Below are 21,724 nucleotides of genomic sequence, written 5' to 3'. Positions count from 1 at the left end.
TAGATTATTCTTCTGCTAATTTCCATTTAGAAGTCTTCGAAAAAACTTCGGAAAAGGCTTTCATGTAAGGCATTTTTCGAAGTTTCTTCGGTTAGACTTCTTACTGGAGGCTATTATTACTAACATACAAAATAAGTTTTGAAGATCAATTGCTAAGCTTTTATAGGCAATAGATTTCTCTTACTTTATTAATGCTGCAAGTCTTTCTGCCTTCTCAAATATATCTATTCCTTTTGTAAATCTCAAACAAGTTCCGGAAGGGTACCTGGTTTTTTGCAGCCAGGATTCAGGAATATTCTTTGCTCCGTATTTCGCGCCTAAAATAGCCCCTGCCACAGCACCAATAGTATCTGCATCTCTTCCAAAGTTTCCTGCAAGAATCAACCCGGATTTAAAACTGCTATGTTCTAACAAGAGTGATCCGAATACTTCCGGCAGTGCTTCAGCTACTGTTGAACGATGAGTTGAAAACAATTCATAATGAAGAGGCATCCAAGCATCTGCTATATCCCAGTTTGCATCTTTTACAATCTCATATGCCCGTAATAAATTATGACGAAACCAAGAATCTTTAGGAGCTACTTCTAATACTCCATCAAATATTTCCTCCATAGTGGCATCCACCATAGCCAGACTGACAGCCACTGCTACTGCCTGTGCTCCCCATATACCATCCCGGTAATGACTGATGGAGGCATCTACCTCAGCAAGTTCTGCTGCCCTTTTCGGATCTCCTGCACATACTATACCAATTGGGCCACTTCTCATAGCCGCTCCGTCACTCATATAGTATGCATTATACATTCCGGTTTCAGGAGGGCGAAGGCCTCTGCGTAAATTGTTGCAGGCTTCTACTTCGCTTACTCCTCCCCGTTTTAATTCATCTTCAGTAGCAACATGGTTTAACCACATGTTTACCACATCCTCAGAAGTAAATTCTCCATTAGTGAGAATTAGATTTTCAGCCGTTAAAAGAGCGAATTCTGTATCATCGGTACTCCATGTAGAGCCTCTGTTAAAATCTGTAGTAATCCCAAAATCTCTCTGGTTATCCTGTCCTCTTGCAGCATCTCCAAAAGAATCTCCGATAGCCAGCCCGCATAAGGATCCCTTTGCTTTATCTGATGCAATTTCTTTGTTTTGTATGAGATAGTCTCTAGTTAGCATAATCTGTCCTTTCTAAGCTATTTGTTTAAAACTTCATTTGCATACTCAGTAATCTCAGTTCCTCCAAGTGCATACCATTCTTTTACATAAGTATCAAATTCATCTATAGAACGGTTACCATTAATGACCTCTGCTGCAAATTCAGCATATAATGCTTCCTGTGCATCCCAATTGGTTGCATAATCATCTGGTATAACAAAACTGTTATCAAAAGAAGAATATTGAACTACCATATCTAAAGCCTTTTCAGCTGCTTGACTATAATAAGGTGTTTCAGGCGCAAAATTAGCTTCAAATTGATAAATGGATTCGTGAAAACGTGGCCACCACTCACCAATCTTATCTGTTAATTTGTATTGCTCTCCCTCTTTTGTATAATGTTCATCTTCATATCCAAGTTTATCCAGTACCTGTCCTTCCGGACTTGCCATATATTCCAGTATTGCAAATGCCACATCTTTATTCTCTGAATAGGCGTTAATAGCCCAACCACGTGATTCTTTACTTACATCACTAGGAGTATAACCTTGTGCTACCCCTTTTGCAGGAGGAAGAACTGCAAGTTTGGCACTTTCTCCGTTTTGGCCTGTCATCTTGTTGTTATATACATTAACTACACTGCCTTGTGTACCGGCTACTACCCCAACTTCACCATTGTAGAAAGCACTCTCTTTGGTATCCCATTTCTTTGAAATCCATTCTTTATCTAATAAGCCTTCTTTATATAATTCTGCGTAGAATCCCAATTTATCCTTTGTAGCTTGAGATACTTTGCTATAAACATAAGAATCTCCTTCCATTACCCACGTTTGGGTTACACCAAAAGCTAAATTAAATACGGTATCCAATTCCGTAATATCACCAGGAACGGTATATGCTGATAAAAGATTGTGTTGTTTTACTAACTCTTTAAAGAATTCCTTGTAATTTTCAGGAGTAGGATTCTCTAATAATGCTTTACCTGTTTCAGAACCATCTAACCAGTCCTGTCTTACAACAGGTACCTTAATTCTGTCCGGCGCCAGCCATAAAAGATAGGGATAATTCTCAAGTCTCGCTTTGTTGTATGGTTGAATCAAAGATTTTACATATGTAGATTCTTCAATATAAGGTCTTAAATCCTCTAGTATTCCTTGTGTAATTGCAAATTGATAATCTCCGCCCTGGAAATACATTAAGTCTGGAATCACACCGCTTTGGATTAATAAACCTAAACTTTCTGAATAAGTACCCTCTGATATAGGGGCAAGTTCAATTTTAACTTCTCTACCAAGCTGTTTTGATACACCTTCACTGACTTTTTCCAGGAATTTTACAGATACTTCATCATCTGAAGACATATCTTTTATAACCGTTTTGATGATAACCGGTGATGTCTTATCATCTGTTTTCTCATTTTGATTCTTATCTGCAGTTTCTGTTTGCTTACCGGTATTAACTGTATCCTTCTCCTCTTTTTTTGAATTACAGCCGGTAAAAAGAACCATTGCCATACATAAGGCTAATACAACTTGAATTATTTTTTTCATAACATACCTCCATTTTCATTATATTAGTTTGTTTAAACTACTACTTATACTAATCCCCTCTGGCATACTTATGCACCGGATTCGTAATGCTATGGTAAGTCTACTCTTTCACACCTCCTGACAACACACCACTGGTATAGTATTTTAAAATGATAGGATATAATAATAAAATCGGTATTACTGCCACTACGATAGTTGCCGCTTTTAATGAGCCATTATCTAATTGAGCAATATGATTATTGGCTAGTATATTGGCAGCACCGACAATTACTTCCGAATCAGAATTTACAACAAATTGCCGTAATAGTACCTGTAATACGGTATTGTTTTTACTGGTCAGGAATATGCTGGACTTAAAAAATTCATTCCAGCGGAATACAGCATAAAACATACCTACCGTTAATAAAGGAACCTTACATAAAGGAATAATTATCTTAAAGAGTATTTTTACATGTCCTGCCCCATCGATTCCGGCTGCTTCTACTAAAGAGATGGGTACCTCCTCCATAAACCTCATAAGTATAATTAAGTAGTACACATTCACGCTTTTATATAAAACCATGGATAATAGATTATCCAGCAAATGAATGTCTTTCATCAATAGGTATTCCTGAACAAGTCCCGGTTCGAATATCATCATGATTATGAAAAAATACATGAATAATTTCTTTCCTACTAAATTAGGGCGGGTCAGAACATAAGCTGCACTTGCGGTAAGAATAATGTTAATAGCCACTCCCCCAACAGTAACCACCAAAGAGTTAAAAATACTTCGAAGAACTATGGGATTATTCATAATTACCTGATAGTTTACCATGGAGAATCCCTTTGGTAATATATTATAGCCTTTTAATTTGGAAACCATATCAGGATGGGATATTGACTTAGCCAATATATTCAATAAAGGAACAATCATAACCAACGCAATAAGTATCATGATTACAGCGCATATTGTTGTACCCAGGGATATTTTCTTTACTCTTTTCATACTGTTCCTCCTCTCACCATGCACCTTTACCTGTTAGCTTTTTGGAAAACAGATGAGTGGAAACGATTAAAACAGTTCCTACCACACCTTTAAACAGATTGGCAGCAGTTGCAAAGGAATATTGAGAATTTTGTAAACCAATACGGTAAACATATGTATCAATAATGTCTATCTTTGAATTCACCGCAATATTAGTGAAATTAAGTATCTGATCAAGACCTGCATTCATAAAGAATCCGATATTTAAAATCAGTACTGTAATCATAGTGGGTAATAAGGCAGGTATTATAATGTATCCTATAATCTGTAACCGTCCTGCTCCGTCGATTTTTGCAGCTTCATAAAGGGTAGTGTCAATTCCCATAATTGCTGAGAAAAACACGATGGAATCCCATCCAATGGAACGCCATGACTCAGAAGCTAGTAATATCCACCGGATAGCACCTTTACTGGTAAGTAGATCCACACTGTCAAACCCTAACGAATTCAGAATCATATTAAACACACCGGAGGAAGGGGATAGGAATTCAAACCAGATTCCGGCAATAACTACCCATGAGAGAAAATGGGGCAGATATGATATAACTTGTATGGTTTTTCGAAAAGGACCGGGCTTAAATTCATTTAACATAAGGGCAAATATAACCGGCAATGGAAAAAACAAAAATATCTTCATTGCACTAATGATTAAAGTATTCTCCAATATTCTTGTAAAATTAGGTGTGGAAAATAGCTTTTGAAAATTTTTAAAACCTATAAATATACTGTCTCCCATAATTCGATAATCATAAAAAGCTAACTTCATTCCCATAATAGGTATCACATGAAAGATAACAAAGTAGATTAAGGTGGGCAATAATATTAAATACAAGGTTCTGTCACGTTTTATTCTCTTTAATGTACTTCTTACAGTCTTACTCTGTCCATTGGCCAATTCTCTCACTCCTTCCCTATATCTCTATCACCAATTCACCTAAAGGCGCATGCTGCTGAGCACCATAAACATCTGTATCAAAGCTGGTTCCTGAAGATATTTTTCTGGCAAATGTTATTTTAAAGCCCAATGCAGGATCATAAAAAACAATTTGCGAAATCATTTCCTGAGGAATGTGATACAGCCTGGAGATTAATTTCTTATCTATCAAACCATTATTCTTTATTTTGTAGTAAATATCAGGGTTATCAAATAATACATCTAATGTAATAGCAAAGGGGCCGCTGTTTTTTGACCGGATTACTTTGGCCAGATCGTATAATTTATATTGAGTCATCATAACCTTCCTTTCCCTATATAATGCAGTTTGATTTGCCTGTTATAACTCTCTGTAATATATTACCTTCAAATCAAACTGTTATCTAATCACTTTTGCTTCCGTCTATAGTTACAATGTTAAATATTCTATAGGAAACATCTCATAACCATCTTTTACTTCCATAAGATGATATACGGAGAACTCATAAACCGGCCCAAAAGGTATGTCACTTGGAGAAAAAGGAAAGGCAAGGTTGCCGGCAGTTGATTTTCGTCCATCATAGCCATAATGCAATAAGGTGGAGCGAAGAGTACCACATACCGTATTGGCAAGTTCTTGTGTTTTTGCAAGGACCTCAAAAACAATCCCCACTTCGTGAGGTAAGCCTTTGTTGGTTTCAAGTTCCCCTATAACCGCATTCAATCCGTAGTTCATAAAGTGAATCTGATAATCTTCACAGGGAATGTCTGAATAGTAATTTTTAACCTGCTCTTTAGCAAGCTGTTCTATTTCTTCCAGTTTCGATATCATAATAGCATCTCTTACACCGGCTACTACAAAAGTTCTATAACCTACTTTAATAGCTCCTTCTAACTTAATGGTGTATGGATCTGTTTTCTCTATTTTACTTCCTGTTACATATACACTCTTTTCATCCAACTGGGTAAATTTACAGTCCTCTAAATTCAAGACATAACCCGGACCATGAAGAAGATAAGGGTGATCCTTTTCATAGAAGGTGTGAGCTGCAACTGATAATGGAGTACACACTCTATCATCGGATAAAGGTGTTATGGTAAATCCCTCCTGAGTAATAATTCCAAGCATACAGTCTTTCGTGGTTCCGGGAACTGCACATAATGCCGCACATTCTAATATTTTTCCTGCATGATAGCCATAAGAAAGCGGAAGACCATGATATGCCGCAACTGCTGCAAAAGGGGAGGGATCGTAGGCTCTGCCGCAGATAATTAAGTCAGCTCCTTCTTCCAGTGCCTTGACTATTGGTTCATGCCCCATCTGGGCTACAACTGAGGACGTTTCCTCCAATCGATTTTTTGTCAGTTCTTTTACTGTTAATCCTAGCGGATTTACTTTATTACTATGTAACCTGTCCTGGATGATGTTCTTTGGTATATCTGCCCAGATCACTGCTATCTTTAAATGATGAAGAGATTGCTCATGAATAATCTCTTTTATAATTTTTAAAGACCATTCAACATGAACCTTTCCCCCACTGCCCCCTGCAGATCCAATAATTATAGGAATCCCTGCCTTAGCTCCTTCTACCATCATAATTTCTAAATCTTTTTTATAGGAACGTTGGCTAACTATTGCAACACCCGCACCTAATTTGTGTGGTCCTGCATCGGTACTTCCGGCATCAACTACAATGGCATCCGGTTTTAATGCCATACCATTTAAAAAAGAGGATTTTGGATATCCATAGCCAAGAATACCGCATGGTGCAAGTATTTTTATGTTTTTCATGAAGTAACCTCCATTGTTGTTTATATAATCTAATTGTTTAACAATTAGATTATAACATATTTGTAATATATGTCAATAATAATAAATATTTTATATATTTTTTATATAGTTTAACTTGTTAAATAAAATTATTAATATACCAAATTGTCAATATAACTGTTTTATCAGCTAATGTTAATGCACTTTTTCTGCCAGAAAAAGCTGTTATAAACTATATTCTTATTCAAAGAGGTGCAAATACACCTTCCTATTCCGCAAGATTTATGTAGGTTTTATAATTGGGGTTAGTATAAGAAGTTTTTCAGTTATAAGGTTTATTTTCTTCTAACTCAATAAAAAAACTGCACTATTTGAACAATATCGAAAGTCTATGGGTTATGGATAAATCCACTTTCCATGATTCTTCCTCAAATGTCAGATAGTGCAATTCGAACAAAAAAACTTCATAAAACAAAGTCATCCCGAAGTAACCCCCTTCGCTCTTTTGTAATGCCATTTTTATTTCTATTCTATTATAACTATTTTTACGATTTGAGGAATTTCCTATTAATTAAAAAAGCCGCTAAAAATGTTTTATTTACTAATTACATTCTTAGCGGCTTCTAAATTAATTTTTTATTTTGCTTATCCTAAATAAACTAATCATTAAACATATCAGAATATGCTCTTTGTTCATCAATGGCTTTCCTCATATCGGATAAGGTTGAAGTATCACCAATTAGGATAACACCAACTAATCTTTTATCTACAAAATAATATTTCTTATAAATCTTTTTCTCTCTGTCTCTGATTTCTTTTGTTTCGTAGGTTAATGAATCATTCTTACCATTGTCACCTATGGCAAATAATGATGTATTAATTCCATAGAAAGTTAATCCTGTAGGTTGGATTTGGTAAGTCAGGGCATCCCCTGCTGCGTTAGCTCCCGCTACTTTACCCATTTTTGATGCTTCTGCCCATAAGCTGAAGTTTACTCCTTTATAAGCAGCACAATCTCCACAGGCATATATATCCGGAATGTTGGTTTCCATCTTTTCATTCACCACGATAAAGCGGTCCACTGCCATTCCTGCTTCCTGTGCAATGGATACATTAGGGCGAACACCGCTGGATACAATCACCAGTTCTGCCGGGTAAACTTTGCCATCCTCCAGTTTAACACCGGTTACGGAAGTATCACCTGTAATTTCACTGATATGTGCATTCAACTGGAATTCAATATCTGCTTCTTTTATAATTTCACCTAACAGCTCTCCTGCTTCTGTATCCAGTTGACGAACCATTAATTTATCTGCAATCTCTAATACAGTTACATGGCATCCGGTTTTCTTCATTTCCCAGGCGGCTTCTAGACCTAAAACTCCCCCTCCGATAACTACTACATTCTTAACTTTTGGAAGGAGTTCATGGATTTTTTCAACATCAGAGATACGGCGGATTGCTATTACTTCCGGTTTATTACTGCCGGCAATTGGCGGTATAAAACATTCCCCGCCTAAGGCATAAATGCACTTATCATATTTTATGGATTCTCCATCGGATAATAGGACTGTTTTTTCTTCCGGGTTTATCTTTTGGGCGGTAACACCAAGCTTATTGGTGATTCTATTTTTTGTATACCAATCTTCTTTGTATATGGCAATTTTTGCAGGATCCATCTTTTTACTTAAGGCTTTCGTTAACATAGGTCTGTTATAGCCTAAAACAGGTTCGTTGGAAATTATAATAATCTCACAATTTTCATTTCGTCCCCGAATGGCTTCTGCCGCATTAACACCGGCTGCACCATTTCCAAGTATTATGTATACTTCTTCTGTGGCCTTCCGGTATTCTGACTGTATTTCTTCATATGGCATGAAATGTTCTTTGCCCACTCCACATACAGGGCATTTTTCAAGGGATGAATCAAATATTTCTCCGCACACATCACATTTTACTAAGGTTCTTTTTCCTTTATTATTAATATTATTATTTAATTCTATTGACATATGCTTCTCCTTTTCTCTTTTTAATCTATTTTCACACGTACATTCTATAATGATATAGTTATATCCCCATTATACCTTTATATTCCAAAAAATCTAGTATTATCTTAAAGTTTTCTGCCATATTACTATCCTAAAAAGAGATTACTATTGAGAATGACCTCATTGATCTCCCCATTAATTCAAATGAACCCCATTCTTGAATATGTAATCTACTATTCAATGAAAGGGGTTCGTTTTAATTGATGGATGAAATCATTATTATGATACTCTCCACTTATTTATTTAGAAACATTTTTTAGATATATTTAATTGAGTTTAATATTTTCATCAACCGTTTAACGAACCGGACAGTGACCACTATCGCAATCGGCATCTAATATATCAAATTCTTCTTCAAAGGTTTCATATTGATTTAGAATGGATGGGTTAAATTTAGGTTGTTTTGCATATAATTCCTGATATGTTTCTTTATCCACTGCTTCGTATGGTAACAATTGATAGAAGCTTTCATCTAAGGAAAGGAACGTAACACCTACTATGTCATCCCAGTTATCATATACCCATTGTTCTACTTCTTCCCATTCTTTTGGTCTTACATGAATGGTATTAGAAGCATTATGGTCTACATAATTCTTCATAATCATTTTGTACAATTCTAATTGTTCAATTGCAGATACATCGTATTTCGTTCTTCCCTCAGGAGACTTTACAGGGAATTCAAATACCTTTGTCTTATGCTCCTCTACTGTCTGTCCCACTTCAGGATTCCATGGAAATCCTGCTTCCGCAAGTGCCTGAGCCAGAGGATCCTTCGCATTTACTCTCACACGTCTGATATAATATGGAGCATGGGAAAAATGTACACCGCTTGATACTGTTGGCAGCTGACTGATGGTACCGGAAGGTTTAACGGTAGTTACTAATTTTGGACGGTTCATCATCAGGAAATCTGCTAATTCGAATGCGGATTCTCTGGCAGTTCGTCTTAATTCTTTTAATAAGTCTACAAACTCTTCGTCTGACATATTAGTGGCATTTCTAAAATCCATAACACCGGTAATGGAGCAGCCTGTTAATCTATCTTCTTCATTTACAAGGTTCCACTCATGAAGTTCAAGTTCAATGCTTGCCATGCGGTATCCAATATGGGCAGAATATCTTTGTGCTTTTAATAAGCCCTGCTTATCATAAGTCCCATCCGGATTAACAAATCCCATCAGGTTAACTTCTGTTAAATTACACACTCCTCTGTCTCTTAACAGGATTTCAAAGCATGGATTTCCGCCTTGCACATCCGGACGTCTCCTCCTCATTTCTTCAAAGTTTGCAAAAGCAGGTTCACCGGAGATTTTTAGTTTATTAAAATGCTGATGCAGTTCTTCCCTTGTTGGTTTTTTGTTATAAATAACGGTATTATTGGAAAGAGACCGATTTAGAATCTGCTTATTTTCAATCCAGTTACCATTATCATCCTGATAGTAAAGATTGGCCTTTGCATTTAATACTTCTTCCTCGTCATGGTCACAAAGAATGATTTCTGCACTACGTCTGACACCGCCGGATACAACATTTTCAGCAATAATGGTTGCTATATCCAGACAATCAATAGGTTTAATTGACTGCCATTGCTGTTGATTTGACTTTCTCTTTTCTTTAAATAAACGATCTATCTTAATAAACATTTGTTTAATATTATTGTGACCGGATGCATATCCGCCAAATGTTTTCAATCTTTCCCCTTCAGGTCTTACATTATTGTAATTTATAAAAATATATTCTACTCCAACATATTGTTTTGAGGATAATATGTCAAAGAACATGTCAATGGCACTGGACCATCCAAACTTGCTGTCGCCGATTTCAAGTTCAATGGCATTGTTATTGATTAATTTTAATTCTGTATACTCTTTGCGCTGTTTTACTGGCACTGCATCGTAGGATTTATGAATAATCTCAATTTTACTGTTTATCTTAGGCAGTTTTGATACATATTCTCTTTGTACGGATAAGCCAACTCCGGTTCCAAGCATCAATACGAAAAAGATTTCTGAGAATTTCTTCAGGCTGTCTATTGTAACAAAGCTGCAGTTAAAGTTACTTAAAGGATACAAATAGGAAGCTTTGCTACCTGCTACCCAAAGAGACCTTCCGGATGGGAATAGTTTTAAATGATACATTAAATCATAAATTTCCTCTGCTTCTTTTGTGAGACTATGCATTAGCTTTTCCGTCACATAGATACCTTGTCTTCTCATAGCATCCAATTGTAAGCCCACATTGAATTCCACAACCCTGTAACAGGTTTCCCACCAATATTCTCTGCGTCTCTCCTCTGGAATCGGTCTGCTATATGTACGGTAATACACAAATTTTCCAAGTTCTGTTGGGAAAGGATCTGGCTTATGCTTATATTTTGCAATAAATTCACTGGATAAGAATTTACCGGTCTCTTTATTTTCACGGCTTCTAAACAGTTTACGCTGCGCTTTGTATTCTGCATAGGAATCAGCAACTTCATCCATATCTTCTAGAAACAGTTCTTTTACCACTTGTCGTTCAACATCTTCTACACGCATGCCATCTACATGGTTTTCTTCAATTTTAGCTGCAATTTTTTCTGCAATTTCTTTATTTTCAAGACCCACTGAAATCATTGCTTTCATTATTGCGTTGGCAATTCTGCTTCTATCAAAGGTTGTCTTCTTTCCGTTTCTTTTGATGATCTCTTTCTTCATTCATCTACCCCTTGCCTTTCTCTATAAAATTCTTAAGGTAATCCTTATTCCCAAGCGGATTTTAACCATATGTAAGCAAGCTTGCATATTCCTTAATCCATTTGCGTAATATCATAAACACAAAAGCAGTTCATGATCACTGCGCCAAGGTTTGCACATAAACGTGTTCATGATCTTGGCACTACGCTCTAGGTTTGCAAGCAGGCTTGCAAATCTTTCACTCCGTTTGTATTATATCATGAACGTAAAGCGTGTTCATGATCTTGGCACTACGCTCTAGGTTTGCAAGCAAGCTTGCAAACCTTTCACTCCGTTTGTATTATATCATATTTTCAGGAAATGTCTACTACATATAGTAATAATTTTTGCATTTTCACAATATATTGTACCTATAGATATATACAAGTATGTTTGCTATTTCAATAATTTTCAAAATATGTTATAATATATTATGAGAAAATTCATGCCAAAATATTGATTCATTTTCCATTTTTAATAAAGAATATTTTAGCTGTACAAATATATAAAATATGCATGAAGTCTCATTTTATAATAAAATGATAAAAGCTCAGGAGGTGCAGTATATGAACAATTTCACATTTTATAGTCCAACTTATTTTGTATTTGGCAAAGGAAAAGAAGATGATGCCGGCCATTATGTAAAACGCTTTGGAGGTACTAAAGTATTGCTTCATTATGGGAGCGGTTCAGTAATCCGTTCGGGATTACTGGACAGAGTAAAGAAATCCCTGGAAAAAGAAGGCCTTTCCTTTTTGGAATTAGGAGGAGTAAAACCAAATCCAAGAAGTGGGCTGGTATATGAAGGAATTGAACTTTGCAAGAAAAATAATGTTGACTTTATACTTGCTATCGGAGGCGGAAGTGCCATTGATTCTGCAAAAGCCATTGCCGCAGGAGCAAAATATGAGGGGGACTTCTGGGATTTTTACGTTGATACCCCAATTAAGGATGCTTTAAAAGTTGGAACTATACTTACGATTGCCGCTGCCGGCAGTGAAGGTTCCGGAGATTCTGTTATTACTAAAGAAGAAGGTATGATAAAAAGAGGTGCCAGCAGTGAATATTATCGCCCGGTATTCTCCATTCTTAATCCGGAATTAACCCAAACTCTTCCTGCATATCAAACTGCATGCGGTGCTGCTGACATAATGGCTCATGTATTTGAGCGATATTTTACCAATACACAGGATGTTGAGGTAACTGACCGTTTGTGTGAAGCTATCCTGTTAACTATGATAAAGGAAGTTCCAAAAGCCATAAAAAATCCAGATGATTACCAAGCAAGAGCCAACATTATGTGGGCAGGAATGGTTGCCCATAATAATATTGTAGGGGTGGGACGTGAACAGGATTGGGCAAGCCATAGTATAGAACATGAATTGTCTGCAGTATATGACTGTGCCCACGGAGCCGGATTAGCTGTAATCTTCCCTGCCTGGATGAAATATGTTATGCACCAGGACATCAACCGTTTCGCTCAGGCATCTGTCAGAGTATGGGGTTGTAATATGGACTTTGCCCATCCTGAGGTAACTGCTGCAGAAGGTATAGAACGCTTTAAGAATTTCCTCTCATCTATAGGATTGCCGGTTAACTTTAAAGAACTGGGAGCCGATGCAAAGGATATTACAGTTTTAGTTGATAAACTTGGACTTGGGGAAAATGGTACTACTGGTAACTTTGTAAAACTTACCAGTAAAGATGCGGAAGAAATTTACCGTATTGCAGCTGAGTAATTATACAATATATAATTAACATAAGTATACTTTACCTATTAACCTTGGGAGTAATTTAGCACATATCAAGTGTTAATAGGTAAAGTAATGTTAAATAGGGATTTGCAAAATAGATGATATTTCCAGAAATTAAGAATAGAATTGTTATTCCACCTATTCTCTGATATTACCATTCCTCTTTTGTAACCCCCCTTATTTATCTTCTAAACATTTTTCAGGCTCAAGTTTTATAAGTCTCCAGTTGCCGGATTTGTCTTTTATATATTGTGCTATCTCTATATCGGTATCATTTGTTAACTGATAGAATTCTATAAGATAATCATTTCCATCAGTCCCTTTAAAGGGAATCTTCTTTATATAACCTTCCTGTTTAGTTGGATATCTTTCCTTCACCAGTTTACACCATCCGCCATATTTTATATCAACAACAGCTTCAGCAGCATGAGACCAACCATGATATGGTGCACAAAGATAATCTTCTCTATGGAATTCTAAATTCGATATTTTATAATTATTCTTCTCTTTTACAATATCAACGAAACCATAGTAGTAAGCAAAATTTGCCGCATTTTTCTCAGAACCTTCAATAGTCTCAATCTCTACAAAATATCTTATTATATCATTGGTATTATTATATACAGGTACCTGCCTATATTTAATTAAATTGATATGTAAGATATTTAAAAAAGTTTTAAGATATTCTTTATAGGATGTATTTTTTTTATAAGCGGATGACAAAAATTGATATGCTATAGGATAAGGCAATAATTGGTTCCCTAAAGTGCCACAACCCGCAAACTTACCTTTCTGAACATTAGCCGCCTCCCGTAAAATACTAAAATAATTAATGATGGTATCCTCCGGTGACTTTGTCAAATATTCCGGTAAAATTATTTCAGATACATCTTTCTGAAAGTAAGGATCAAAAAACCTCCCATTAAAATTTCTATCATTGAGTACAGGTAGCTTAGACGGTCTAAAATATTTTTCAACATCTTCATTCTGATCTGGGTCCATATTTTCCTCAACTTCAAAGGTTTGAATAAACAGCTTACCCCCCATTACCATTTCAGCAGTATCAATATGGAGAAATTCATAGAAAACCTTTAATACTGCTAAAATTATTAAAAAAGTTATAAGGTAAATATAAACTTTTTTCTTATTAACAACCAATAACTTCAATATGTGTAACCTCATAATGAAATATATTAATAAATTATATGAGGCAAATTAAAATTAAACACCTAATGACACTATTAGAGTGGGAATTTGAGTATCAATAATAAATTATTATATGTTAAAATTCCCATAACCCAAGCACAGTTTTCAGTGAAAAATAGAAATTGTTAGATACTTTATAGCATTTGATGTATAATATCTATAAGTTTATATCCTGAAATTATTAATGTGGAGGTCTAGAATGCAAAATAAAAAATTACTTTTACACTTCTTAGGATAAATTTCAAAATTCTATATTCATTCATATACATTGATTTATCATTTTCAAATGCTATAATAAGCATATCATATAATAGCGAAAGGAACGGCAGAAATATAAGTCTGCTGGAAAGTCAAATGAAAACAGAAGTATATTTAGTAAGACACGGAGAAACGGAATGGAATAAGCTTGGTAAATTCCAAGGCAGTACAGATTTAGAATTATCAGAAGAAGGTATCCGGCAGGCACAATGTTTAAAAGATCGGTTTCAAGGTGACTTTGATTATATTTTCTCCAGCCCTTTAAAAAGAGCCTTTCATACTGCATCTATAATTTGTGAAGATATTGATATGAAGCCTGTTATAGTTGATGAAATTGCTGAAATTAATTTTGGGGCATGGGAAGGATTGACTTTGAAAGATATTAAAGAAACATATCCGGAAGATCTTCATGCCTGGAGAACCGATGAAATAAACGGTCCTTTTACCGGCGGTGAATTAAGTACAAGAAACGCCTCCATCCGGGCAAAGAATGCTATTTATGACCTGGTGGATAAATATCAAGGAAGTAAAATTGTTGTTGTTGCCCACGGAGGGATTATAAAAGCTGGTTTAATTGGTCTTTTCAATTGGAGAATGAATATGTACCAAAGTTTAAATTTAAACAATACGGCTGTTACTCATTTAGTCTTTAAAGACAGTCCTTATCCGGTAATTATGAGTTTTAATGATACCGGGCATCTGGAAAAGTAGTCCGTTCAGCTCACTGGTAGTGTTCACGAGAATATTACCTTTTTTCAGGGAACATAGTTTTCCACAGATTCTGTCATTTTATATCAAGCCATAAGTAAAATCATAGAATTTAGTTCTATTTACAACTTCTTCATATTGCCTATATCAAATTTTTGTTATATAATGGTAGTATTATGAAAATACGAGGTGAGCTAAATGACTACTGTTGAAATTCGTACACAAACAATGTATTCCCAATTGAGTAATTCAGAGAAATTAGTGGCAGATTACATTTTAAAAAATAGAGAAAACATCTTTCGTTATCCACTTGCTAAACTTGCAGAACAATCCGGTACCAGTCAGGGAGCTTGGGTTCGTTTTTGTAAATCCATCGGTTTTGATGGTATGAAGGATTTAAAAAAGTCCCTTTTTGTAGAAATGAATGATACCATTACGGAAAGTGGTACATCTGCTCCTCTGCTACAATTTACAGATATTAAAGAACATTCTACATTTAGCTCTATGGCTGAGAATGTTTGTTATAGCAGTATTCAAGCAATTGAAGCTACTCTCAAATTATTCGACGAAGAAATGTTGAAAAAAACTGTAAATAAAATTCCTACATATTATTCATGCCAGGACAATACGTTTATTCGGTGTAGGTGCGTCAGGATTAGTAGCCAGTGATTTATTTCATAAGTTACTCCGCATTGGCTATAATGTGACTTTTTGTCAGGATACTCACGTTAGTTTAACCTATGCCTCCACACTTACAGAAGAAGATATTGCCATCTTATTCTCTAACTCCGGGGAAACGAAGGAAATTATCGAAATATTGGAAATTGCACAAAAAAATAAGGCCACTACATTAGCTATCACTAAGTTTGGAAAAAGTCATTTAGCAATGAATTCGGATTTAGTCCTATATACCAGTTCACCGGAAATCTACAAAAGAAGCGGTGCTATGAGTTCCCGTATTGCCCAATTGATTTTGAATGATATATTGTTTACCGCAATTGCTAATAGAGATTATGAGAATGTTGAGGAATTGCTGGAAGTCAGTTATGAGTCTTGCAGTTCCCACCGTTTAACGGATTAAAATTATGTGATATGGATTTTAGATGCTTTATAATCACAATATTATTTAATACCCAGCATACAATAAAAATTCATTCCGTATTAAGTACAGGAGGATTTAAATCCGCCACACTACTGGTGGTCTATCTGTTATTGTCTTAGCGTTAGAACAGATAATGCAGTATTTTGGTTCATTAGCATAGTAAACCTATTTCTATATCTGCCTGTATCTATGTTTACAGTTATTACATCACTATTAGTAATATTTATGAATCTGGACGCATTAGTTGGCTGTATGTAATTCCAGCAATGCTTGGCCCCTATCTGTTTTACTTTTTAACAAAAATCCCCATTGGAAAACACAACAAGTGAGCAGTTTGCTGAATGATGTTAATAAAACTTTTGTGATGACAGATAATTCCATATATAAGCATAAACGCAGAATATACCGGTTAAAAATCAGTATACTCCGCGTTTTCATTTGCAAATCTCAATCTTCTAATGTTTGAATTAGACGTTATTATTTGTAAATATGATATTTTTCTTTTTTTTGTTTAAACTCTTCTTCATCTTTCTTCCACATTTGGTATACCTCTTTTGCAGAAAAATCGTGGGTTCTAATGTAATCACTTCCTGTATTGTAATCAATCATAGGCTTTCCTCTTTCAGAAAAGGCCGGTAAGTACTGAAACTTTTCTTTTGACATCCTTTTGACTACTTCCAGCAAATGCAATCCGGTTTTTACTGCACAGAAAGTGCTTCGATTAGTTACATGAAGCTGTACTCCTTTGCATAGTTCATTGGCATGTTTTGAAAAGGTTGGAGTAAAATATACAGGTCGAAATACAACTCCCTCCAGCTTCAAACCATTCATAATATCGGCTAATTTACCAGCATTAAGCCAGGGAGCACCTACGAACTCAAAAGGTTTTGTTGTGCCTCTGCCCTCTGAGATATTCGTTCCTTCAAAAATACAAGCAGCGTTGTAGACAAATGCAGTATCTACCGTAGGCATATTAGGAGAAGGCAGAATCCAAGCCAAATTAGTATCTTCATAGAACATACTTCTGGTCCACCCTTCCATGGGAATTACCTTTAAATCACATTGAATATGAAATTCCTTATTAAAGAACTCTGCCATTTCACCTATGGTTAATCCATATCGATAAGTAATGGGGTGTAATCCCACAAAGGAAGTAAAACCTTCCTGAATGATATTGCCTTCCACACTCTCTCCCCCAATAGGATTGGGCCGGTCAAAAAGAACAAAGGTTTTTCCAAACTGGGCACAGCCCTGCATACAATAAGACATAGTATATAGATAGGTATATAGCCTGGAACCTACATCCTGAATATCCATTGCTAATATATCTATATCTTCAAGCATCTCCTTAGATGGTCTTTTATTCTTGCCATATAAGGTAATAACAGGTAAAGAAGTACTTTCATCCACATAATTCTCCACAGCCTCTCCAGCTTGTATATCCCCTCTTACTCCATGCTCGGGAGAAAATAACCGTACTAAATTCACTTTTTTATGTAAAATATCAATGGTACTTTCTAATTCACTATTGACTCCCGTTGGATTAGTAATCAGTCCAACCTTTTTTCCTTCAAATAAGTACATATATTTATCAATTTGGTCTATTCCCAGTTTCATACTAACCTCGATTCCGGCGTTTTAGCCTCTTTTTATTGCTATTCAATCCTCTCCTAACAACTTGGCTGCTAAAATAACTGCACCATAAGCAGCATCTTTCTTGGGCTTTATTATAGATATATCAGGATATTCCCTTTTCATTCCGGCAGTGAATTTTTCCAGTATATTTTCATTATTTAATAGAACACTTCCTGCTGCCGCAACAAGACAATTTTCATTCATATGGTTAAGGATCGGTCTGGTTAAATCCACCAATCCTCTTACACATTTGTCCATAATAGCAACAGAAACTGTGTCCTGTAATCGGTATGCTTCATCTATAAGGATGGAAAGCTTTGCTATCTCTTTTTTACTATGCTTTGGATTATAAACATAACGGATTAATTCTTCTATGGATCGTATATGCAAATATTCAAATACCAATTTTGTAAGAACCGTATCTTCTGCTCTTTTATCATGTGCCCTGACTACCGCAGAAAGTATATCTCTTCCTATGGCATAGCCACTTCCTTCGTCATCAATAAGATGACCAAAGCCTCCGGTACGATAGGTATTTCCACACTGGTCTTTACCATAGCAAATAGAACCGGTGCCGGCAATTACTATTATACCTTCTGTTTGCATAAGAGCACCTGCCAGTGCAGTTTCATGATCACCAACAATGTCTGCGGAACATGTGTATCCAAAATGGTTAATATTTTCTTTCATATATTCAGTTACAAGTGGATTGCTGATTCCGGCGGTACCAATACATATTCCCCTGCAATGGTCTTTTTTATATCCCTTATCCTCCAGAGTATGAAAGATACCTTGAATATTCTGATCAACTTCCTCCTTCTTTGCACCATTATAGTTAATGGCACCTGCTGTAAGTTCTTCCAGAATAGTTTGGTTCCTATCTGCAATTAATACTTTTGTCTTTGTTCCTCCGCCATCCATTCCTATTATATATTCCGACACAGTGCTTCCTCCTTACTGCAGTTCAAACAGTTGTTTCTGATAGGCTCTACAAAGATATTTTGCCCATGACTACTGGCTTACAGGCACCGGTAACCAACTGCATATTATTATATTTACCGGCAATGGCGCAATCCGCTAACATAGCAAAGGCTACTGCTTCTTTTGCATCACTGTTAAATCCAACATCTTCCTGTGTAAGAACCTCTATACCAAATGGTTCCATACGCAGTTTTATTTTCCCTATTAAGGTGTGATTGTAGCTGCCTCCACCCCCAATAATAAGCTGAGAAGCACTACTCCTTTTAATCTCTTTCTCCATGATAAATTGTCTATAAGAATCTTCTATGGACCAGGCGGTAAATTCTGTTGCTGTAGCTAGAGCATCCTCCATACTAATGTTTTGTTCCCGCATCTTATGGAACAAATTTGTATAATACTCTTTCCCAAACAATTCTCTTCCTGTTGATTTAGGGGGTTTCATTGCAAAATAGATGTTCCTGCACATAGTATCCAATAACCCTTTGTTCACCTGTCCCCTGGCTGCCACCTCTCCGCCTATATCATAACTTTTCTCTCCATTGGTAAATAGATGAATTAAACCATCCATGATCATATTACCAGGTCCCGTATCAAAAGCATATACTTCTTCCTGAGAGCAACTCTTTGGTAGAACCGTAATATTACCAATACCTCCAATATTCTGTAGCAGAACCGTTTTATCTTTTTTTCTGTATAACAGATATTCGGTAAATGGCACTAAAGGAGCCCCTTGTCCCCCTACTGCCATATCAGCAACCCTAAAGTCAGAAACACATGGAATACCGGTTCTTGCAGCAATGACTGCACCTTCTCCAATCTGCATGGTGTAGCCAAAAGAATAGGAGTCTCTCTGAGAATCGGACGGGTACTCTTTTAACTCTAAAGGAAAGGTACAAATTTCCGGATGATGATAGACTGTTTGACCGTGAGAACCTACGAAGTCCACATCCCCTATCATAAGTCCAGCTTTATGTACTACTGAGAACACTGCCTTAGCATAAAGTTCTCCCAAAAGTACATTCATATATCCCAATTGCTCCACATTAGCATGTTTGGTATCAAACAAAGAGATTATCATATCCTTAACCTCTTCCGGAAAAGGATTGTTTTCAAAAGCAATTAACTTTACATTCCCATCCATGGGATCTCCGGTAATTTCAACCAGCGCACTGTCAATTCCATCCACAGAGGTGCCTGACATAAGCCCTACCACTCTTCTTGTTTTTTTTGACCTGATATGCTCCAACATAAATACCTCTTTCTTTCCGGCTTAAGAATTCATTTATTATTGGTCTTTCTTTTGGCTAACCGGAATTATACGCAGTTATTAATCATAATGTAGAACTAAAATAATAATACCTGTTTTTGCTGCTTTTAGTGAATCCCTATATCTTTAATCAAATGAAAACCAGTCTTAAAATTTATCTTTCTATATGTACCTTCTAAAAATCATCTTCTATTTTAATATCTAATTGCATTAGTGCCCTTTTTAAATATCCTTCGTTCTCCTGCAATAATTGTTCAGCTTCTTCTAATGAATAACCGGATAAAATCATTAATATTGCAGTTTTTGTATTCTTATTGGCCTTAACCAAATATTCTTTGGCTGTCTCATCATCTACTCCGGTGGTGGTTTTAATAATTCTTAATGCCCTTTCATTAAGTTTATTATTGGTTGCTTTTAAATCAACCATCATATTGCCGTATACTTTTCCAAGTTTAATCATGGTAGAGGTGGTCAACATGTTCAGTACAAGTTTTTGAGCCGTACCTGCTTTCATTCTTGTGGATCCGATTATAACTTCCGGTCCCACAACGGGAGCGATACATATGTCACATATTGGTTTCAATTTACTATCTTTATTGTTCACAACTGCGATAGTTTTTGCCCCTGATTCTTTCCCTTGCTTCATACCGCCAATTACATAAGGGGCACTTCCGCTGGCTGTGATACCAATTACCACATCACCCTCTTTAATATTACACTCAATTATCTGTTGCCTTCCCAGGTCTTCATTATCTTCACAACCTTCAACGGCTGTTCTTAAAGCCACATCCCCTCCAGCAATGTATCCCTGCACCAATTCAGGGTCTGTACCAAAAGTGGGAGGACATTCTGATGCATCTAATACCCCTAATCTTCCGGAAGTACCAGCTCCCATATAAACCATCTTTCCTCCATTCTTTAGTGATTCATAAAGAATATCCACGGCCTTGATGATGTTGGGTATCTCCTCTTTTACAGCATAAGGAACACCGCAATCTTCCTCATTAATCAATTCCAAAATTTCACGGGTGCTGCATTCATCAATATTCTTTGTATTTTGATTTACCTTTTCAGTTATTAGGTTTGATAAATACTCATTCATAATAATCCCACATTTCCAAATGACATTACATTAAATTATTTGTAAATCAGCCTTCCATGTAATGCATGTTTTAGTAATATATTCTAATATCTTTAAATTTATTTTATCCAACATACAATACAATGTCAAGAGAAATTGTAATTTTATTTCCTTTTATTTTTTCACACATGTAATTTTATTTCAATAAAAACTTGTAATTTTAATATCCTTAAATTCACATTGAATGACATAGAACAAAGTGTCTTCGACACTCTCAACTCCCCTGACCCCTCATTCATGAGGGGAAGGGGTTTTCTTTTTTGTTACTTTGCTTCATAATAGTCTTATGAGTATATTAAAAGATATTTTGAGAGACCATTATGAAGAAACGCTATATATTTTACACCCTCGTGATACAGTCATTGATAACATTAATCGTATGCTTAACTGTGGTGATTCTGCTCACGGCGGTGCTTTTTGGGGCTGCCCTGAGTGTGGTAAACTTAGGTTTGTTCCTTATACTTGCAAAAGCCGTTTCTGCCCTTCCTGCGGTAACATGTACA

18 protein-coding genes are annotated in these 21,724 nt (G+C 35.9%); 5 read left to right on the top strand and 13 right to left on the bottom strand.

What is annotated here, in order from left to right:
• Window positions 1–180 precede the first annotated feature (180 nt).
• The 8 genes from BM183_RS08445 to nrdJ form a co-directional block, all read right to left on the bottom strand.
• Complete coding sequence (locus BM183_RS08445; RefSeq protein WP_091686088.1) at window positions 181–1,167, bottom strand: ADP-ribosylglycohydrolase family protein; 987 nt, start codon at window positions 1,165–1,167, stop codon at window positions 181–183.
• Between the two features lie 17 nt (window positions 1,168–1,184).
• A complete protein-coding gene (locus BM183_RS08440) occupies window positions 1,185–2,696 on the bottom strand; it encodes an extracellular solute-binding protein (RefSeq protein WP_091686086.1) in 1,512 nt (503 codons plus the stop codon).
• 100 nt (window positions 2,697–2,796) lie between these two features.
• Window positions 2,797–3,684, bottom strand: a complete 888-nt coding sequence (locus BM183_RS08435; protein ID WP_091686085.1) for a carbohydrate ABC transporter permease — start codon at window positions 3,682–3,684, stop codon at window positions 2,797–2,799.
• Window positions 3,685–3,697: 13 nt separating this feature from the next.
• Window positions 3,698–4,618 (bottom strand): ABC transporter permease, encoded by a 921-nt coding sequence (locus BM183_RS08430; protein ID WP_242960929.1) that lies wholly within the window; start codon window positions 4,616–4,618, stop codon window positions 3,698–3,700.
• Window positions 4,619–4,634: 16 nt separating this feature from the next.
• Window positions 4,635–4,958 (bottom strand): DUF4387 domain-containing protein, encoded by a 324-nt coding sequence (locus BM183_RS08425; RefSeq protein WP_242960928.1) that lies wholly within the window; start codon window positions 4,956–4,958, stop codon window positions 4,635–4,637.
• Between the two features lie 108 nt (window positions 4,959–5,066).
• Window positions 5,067–6,428: an acyclic terpene utilization AtuA family protein gene (locus BM183_RS08420; protein WP_091686081.1), complete on the bottom strand. Its 1,362-nt coding sequence runs from the start codon at window positions 6,426–6,428 to the stop codon at window positions 5,067–5,069.
• Window positions 6,429–7,066: 638 nt separating this feature from the next.
• A complete protein-coding gene (locus tag BM183_RS08415; RefSeq protein WP_091686080.1) occupies window positions 7,067–8,416 on the bottom strand; it encodes an FAD-dependent oxidoreductase in 1,350 nt (449 codons plus the stop codon).
• Window positions 8,417–8,751: 335 nt separating this feature from the next.
• Entirely contained in the window at window positions 8,752–11,151 is a 2,400-nt protein-coding gene (gene nrdJ, locus BM183_RS08410; protein ID WP_091686078.1) for a ribonucleoside-triphosphate reductase, adenosylcobalamin-dependent, read from the bottom strand.
• A 584-nt stretch (window positions 11,152–11,735) separates the two neighbouring features.
• Between nrdJ and BM183_RS08405 the strand changes: the two genes are divergently transcribed.
• Entirely contained in the window at window positions 11,736–12,908 is a 1,173-nt protein-coding gene (locus tag BM183_RS08405; protein WP_091686077.1) for an iron-containing alcohol dehydrogenase, read from the top strand.
• Between the two features lie 192 nt (window positions 12,909–13,100).
• On the opposite strand, the gene BM183_RS08400 is transcribed toward BM183_RS08405, so the two are convergent.
• Window positions 13,101–14,090: a hypothetical protein gene (locus tag BM183_RS08400; protein WP_207650139.1), complete on the bottom strand. Its 990-nt coding sequence runs from the start codon at window positions 14,088–14,090 to the stop codon at window positions 13,101–13,103.
• A gap of 393 nt (window positions 14,091–14,483) precedes the next feature.
• Between BM183_RS08400 and BM183_RS08395 the strand changes: the two genes are divergently transcribed.
• From BM183_RS08395 to BM183_RS20975, 3 genes are all read left to right on the top strand, one after another.
• Window positions 14,484–15,098: a histidine phosphatase family protein gene (locus BM183_RS08395; protein ID WP_091686075.1), complete on the top strand. Its 615-nt coding sequence runs from the start codon at window positions 14,484–14,486 to the stop codon at window positions 15,096–15,098.
• A gap of 195 nt (window positions 15,099–15,293) precedes the next feature.
• Window positions 15,294–15,764, top strand: coding sequence for a MurR/RpiR family transcriptional regulator (locus BM183_RS20980; protein ID WP_242960926.1), 471 nt, complete (start codon window positions 15,294–15,296; stop codon window positions 15,762–15,764).
• Window positions 15,688–16,176, top strand: coding sequence for a MurR/RpiR family transcriptional regulator (locus BM183_RS20975; protein ID WP_330392377.1), 489 nt, complete (start codon window positions 15,688–15,690; stop codon window positions 16,174–16,176). The genes BM183_RS20980 and BM183_RS20975 overlap by 77 nt, the downstream gene beginning before the upstream one ends.
• Before the next feature lie 498 nt (window positions 16,177–16,674).
• Here BM183_RS20975 and BM183_RS08385 read toward each other — a convergent pair whose 3' ends face one another.
• The 4 genes from BM183_RS08385 to murQ form a co-directional block, all read right to left on the bottom strand.
• Window positions 16,675–17,814: an exo-beta-N-acetylmuramidase NamZ family protein gene (locus BM183_RS08385; protein ID WP_091686073.1), complete on the bottom strand. Its 1,140-nt coding sequence runs from the start codon at window positions 17,812–17,814 to the stop codon at window positions 16,675–16,677.
• A gap of 42 nt (window positions 17,815–17,856) precedes the next feature.
• Window positions 17,857–18,774 carry a BadF/BadG/BcrA/BcrD ATPase family protein gene (locus BM183_RS08380; RefSeq protein WP_091686071.1) on the bottom strand — a complete coding sequence of 306 codons (918 nt, stop codon included), beginning with the start codon at window positions 18,772–18,774 and terminating at the stop codon, window positions 17,857–17,859.
• A gap of 46 nt (window positions 18,775–18,820) precedes the next feature.
• Window positions 18,821–20,062: an anhydro-N-acetylmuramic acid kinase gene (locus tag BM183_RS08375; RefSeq protein ID WP_091686069.1), complete on the bottom strand. Its 1,242-nt coding sequence runs from the start codon at window positions 20,060–20,062 to the stop codon at window positions 18,821–18,823.
• 193 nt (window positions 20,063–20,255) lie between these two features.
• Window positions 20,256–21,182, bottom strand: coding sequence for an N-acetylmuramic acid 6-phosphate etherase (gene murQ / locus BM183_RS08370; RefSeq protein WP_091686068.1), 927 nt, complete (start codon window positions 21,180–21,182; stop codon window positions 20,256–20,258).
• A gap of 325 nt (window positions 21,183–21,507) precedes the next feature.
• Between murQ and BM183_RS08365 the strand changes: the two genes are divergently transcribed.
• Window positions 21,508–21,724 (top strand): transposase zinc-binding domain-containing protein (locus BM183_RS08365; protein WP_170847898.1); only part of this gene is annotated, 217 nt, incomplete at its 3' end.

It is taken from the genome of Anaerocolumna aminovalerica, from assembly GCF_900115365.1.
GTDB lineage: Bacteria > Bacillota > Clostridia > Lachnospirales > Lachnospiraceae > Anaerocolumna > Anaerocolumna aminovalerica.
The sequence above is the reverse complement of the archived record's forward strand: the minus strand, read 5'-3'. Positions and strand labels throughout refer to the sequence as shown.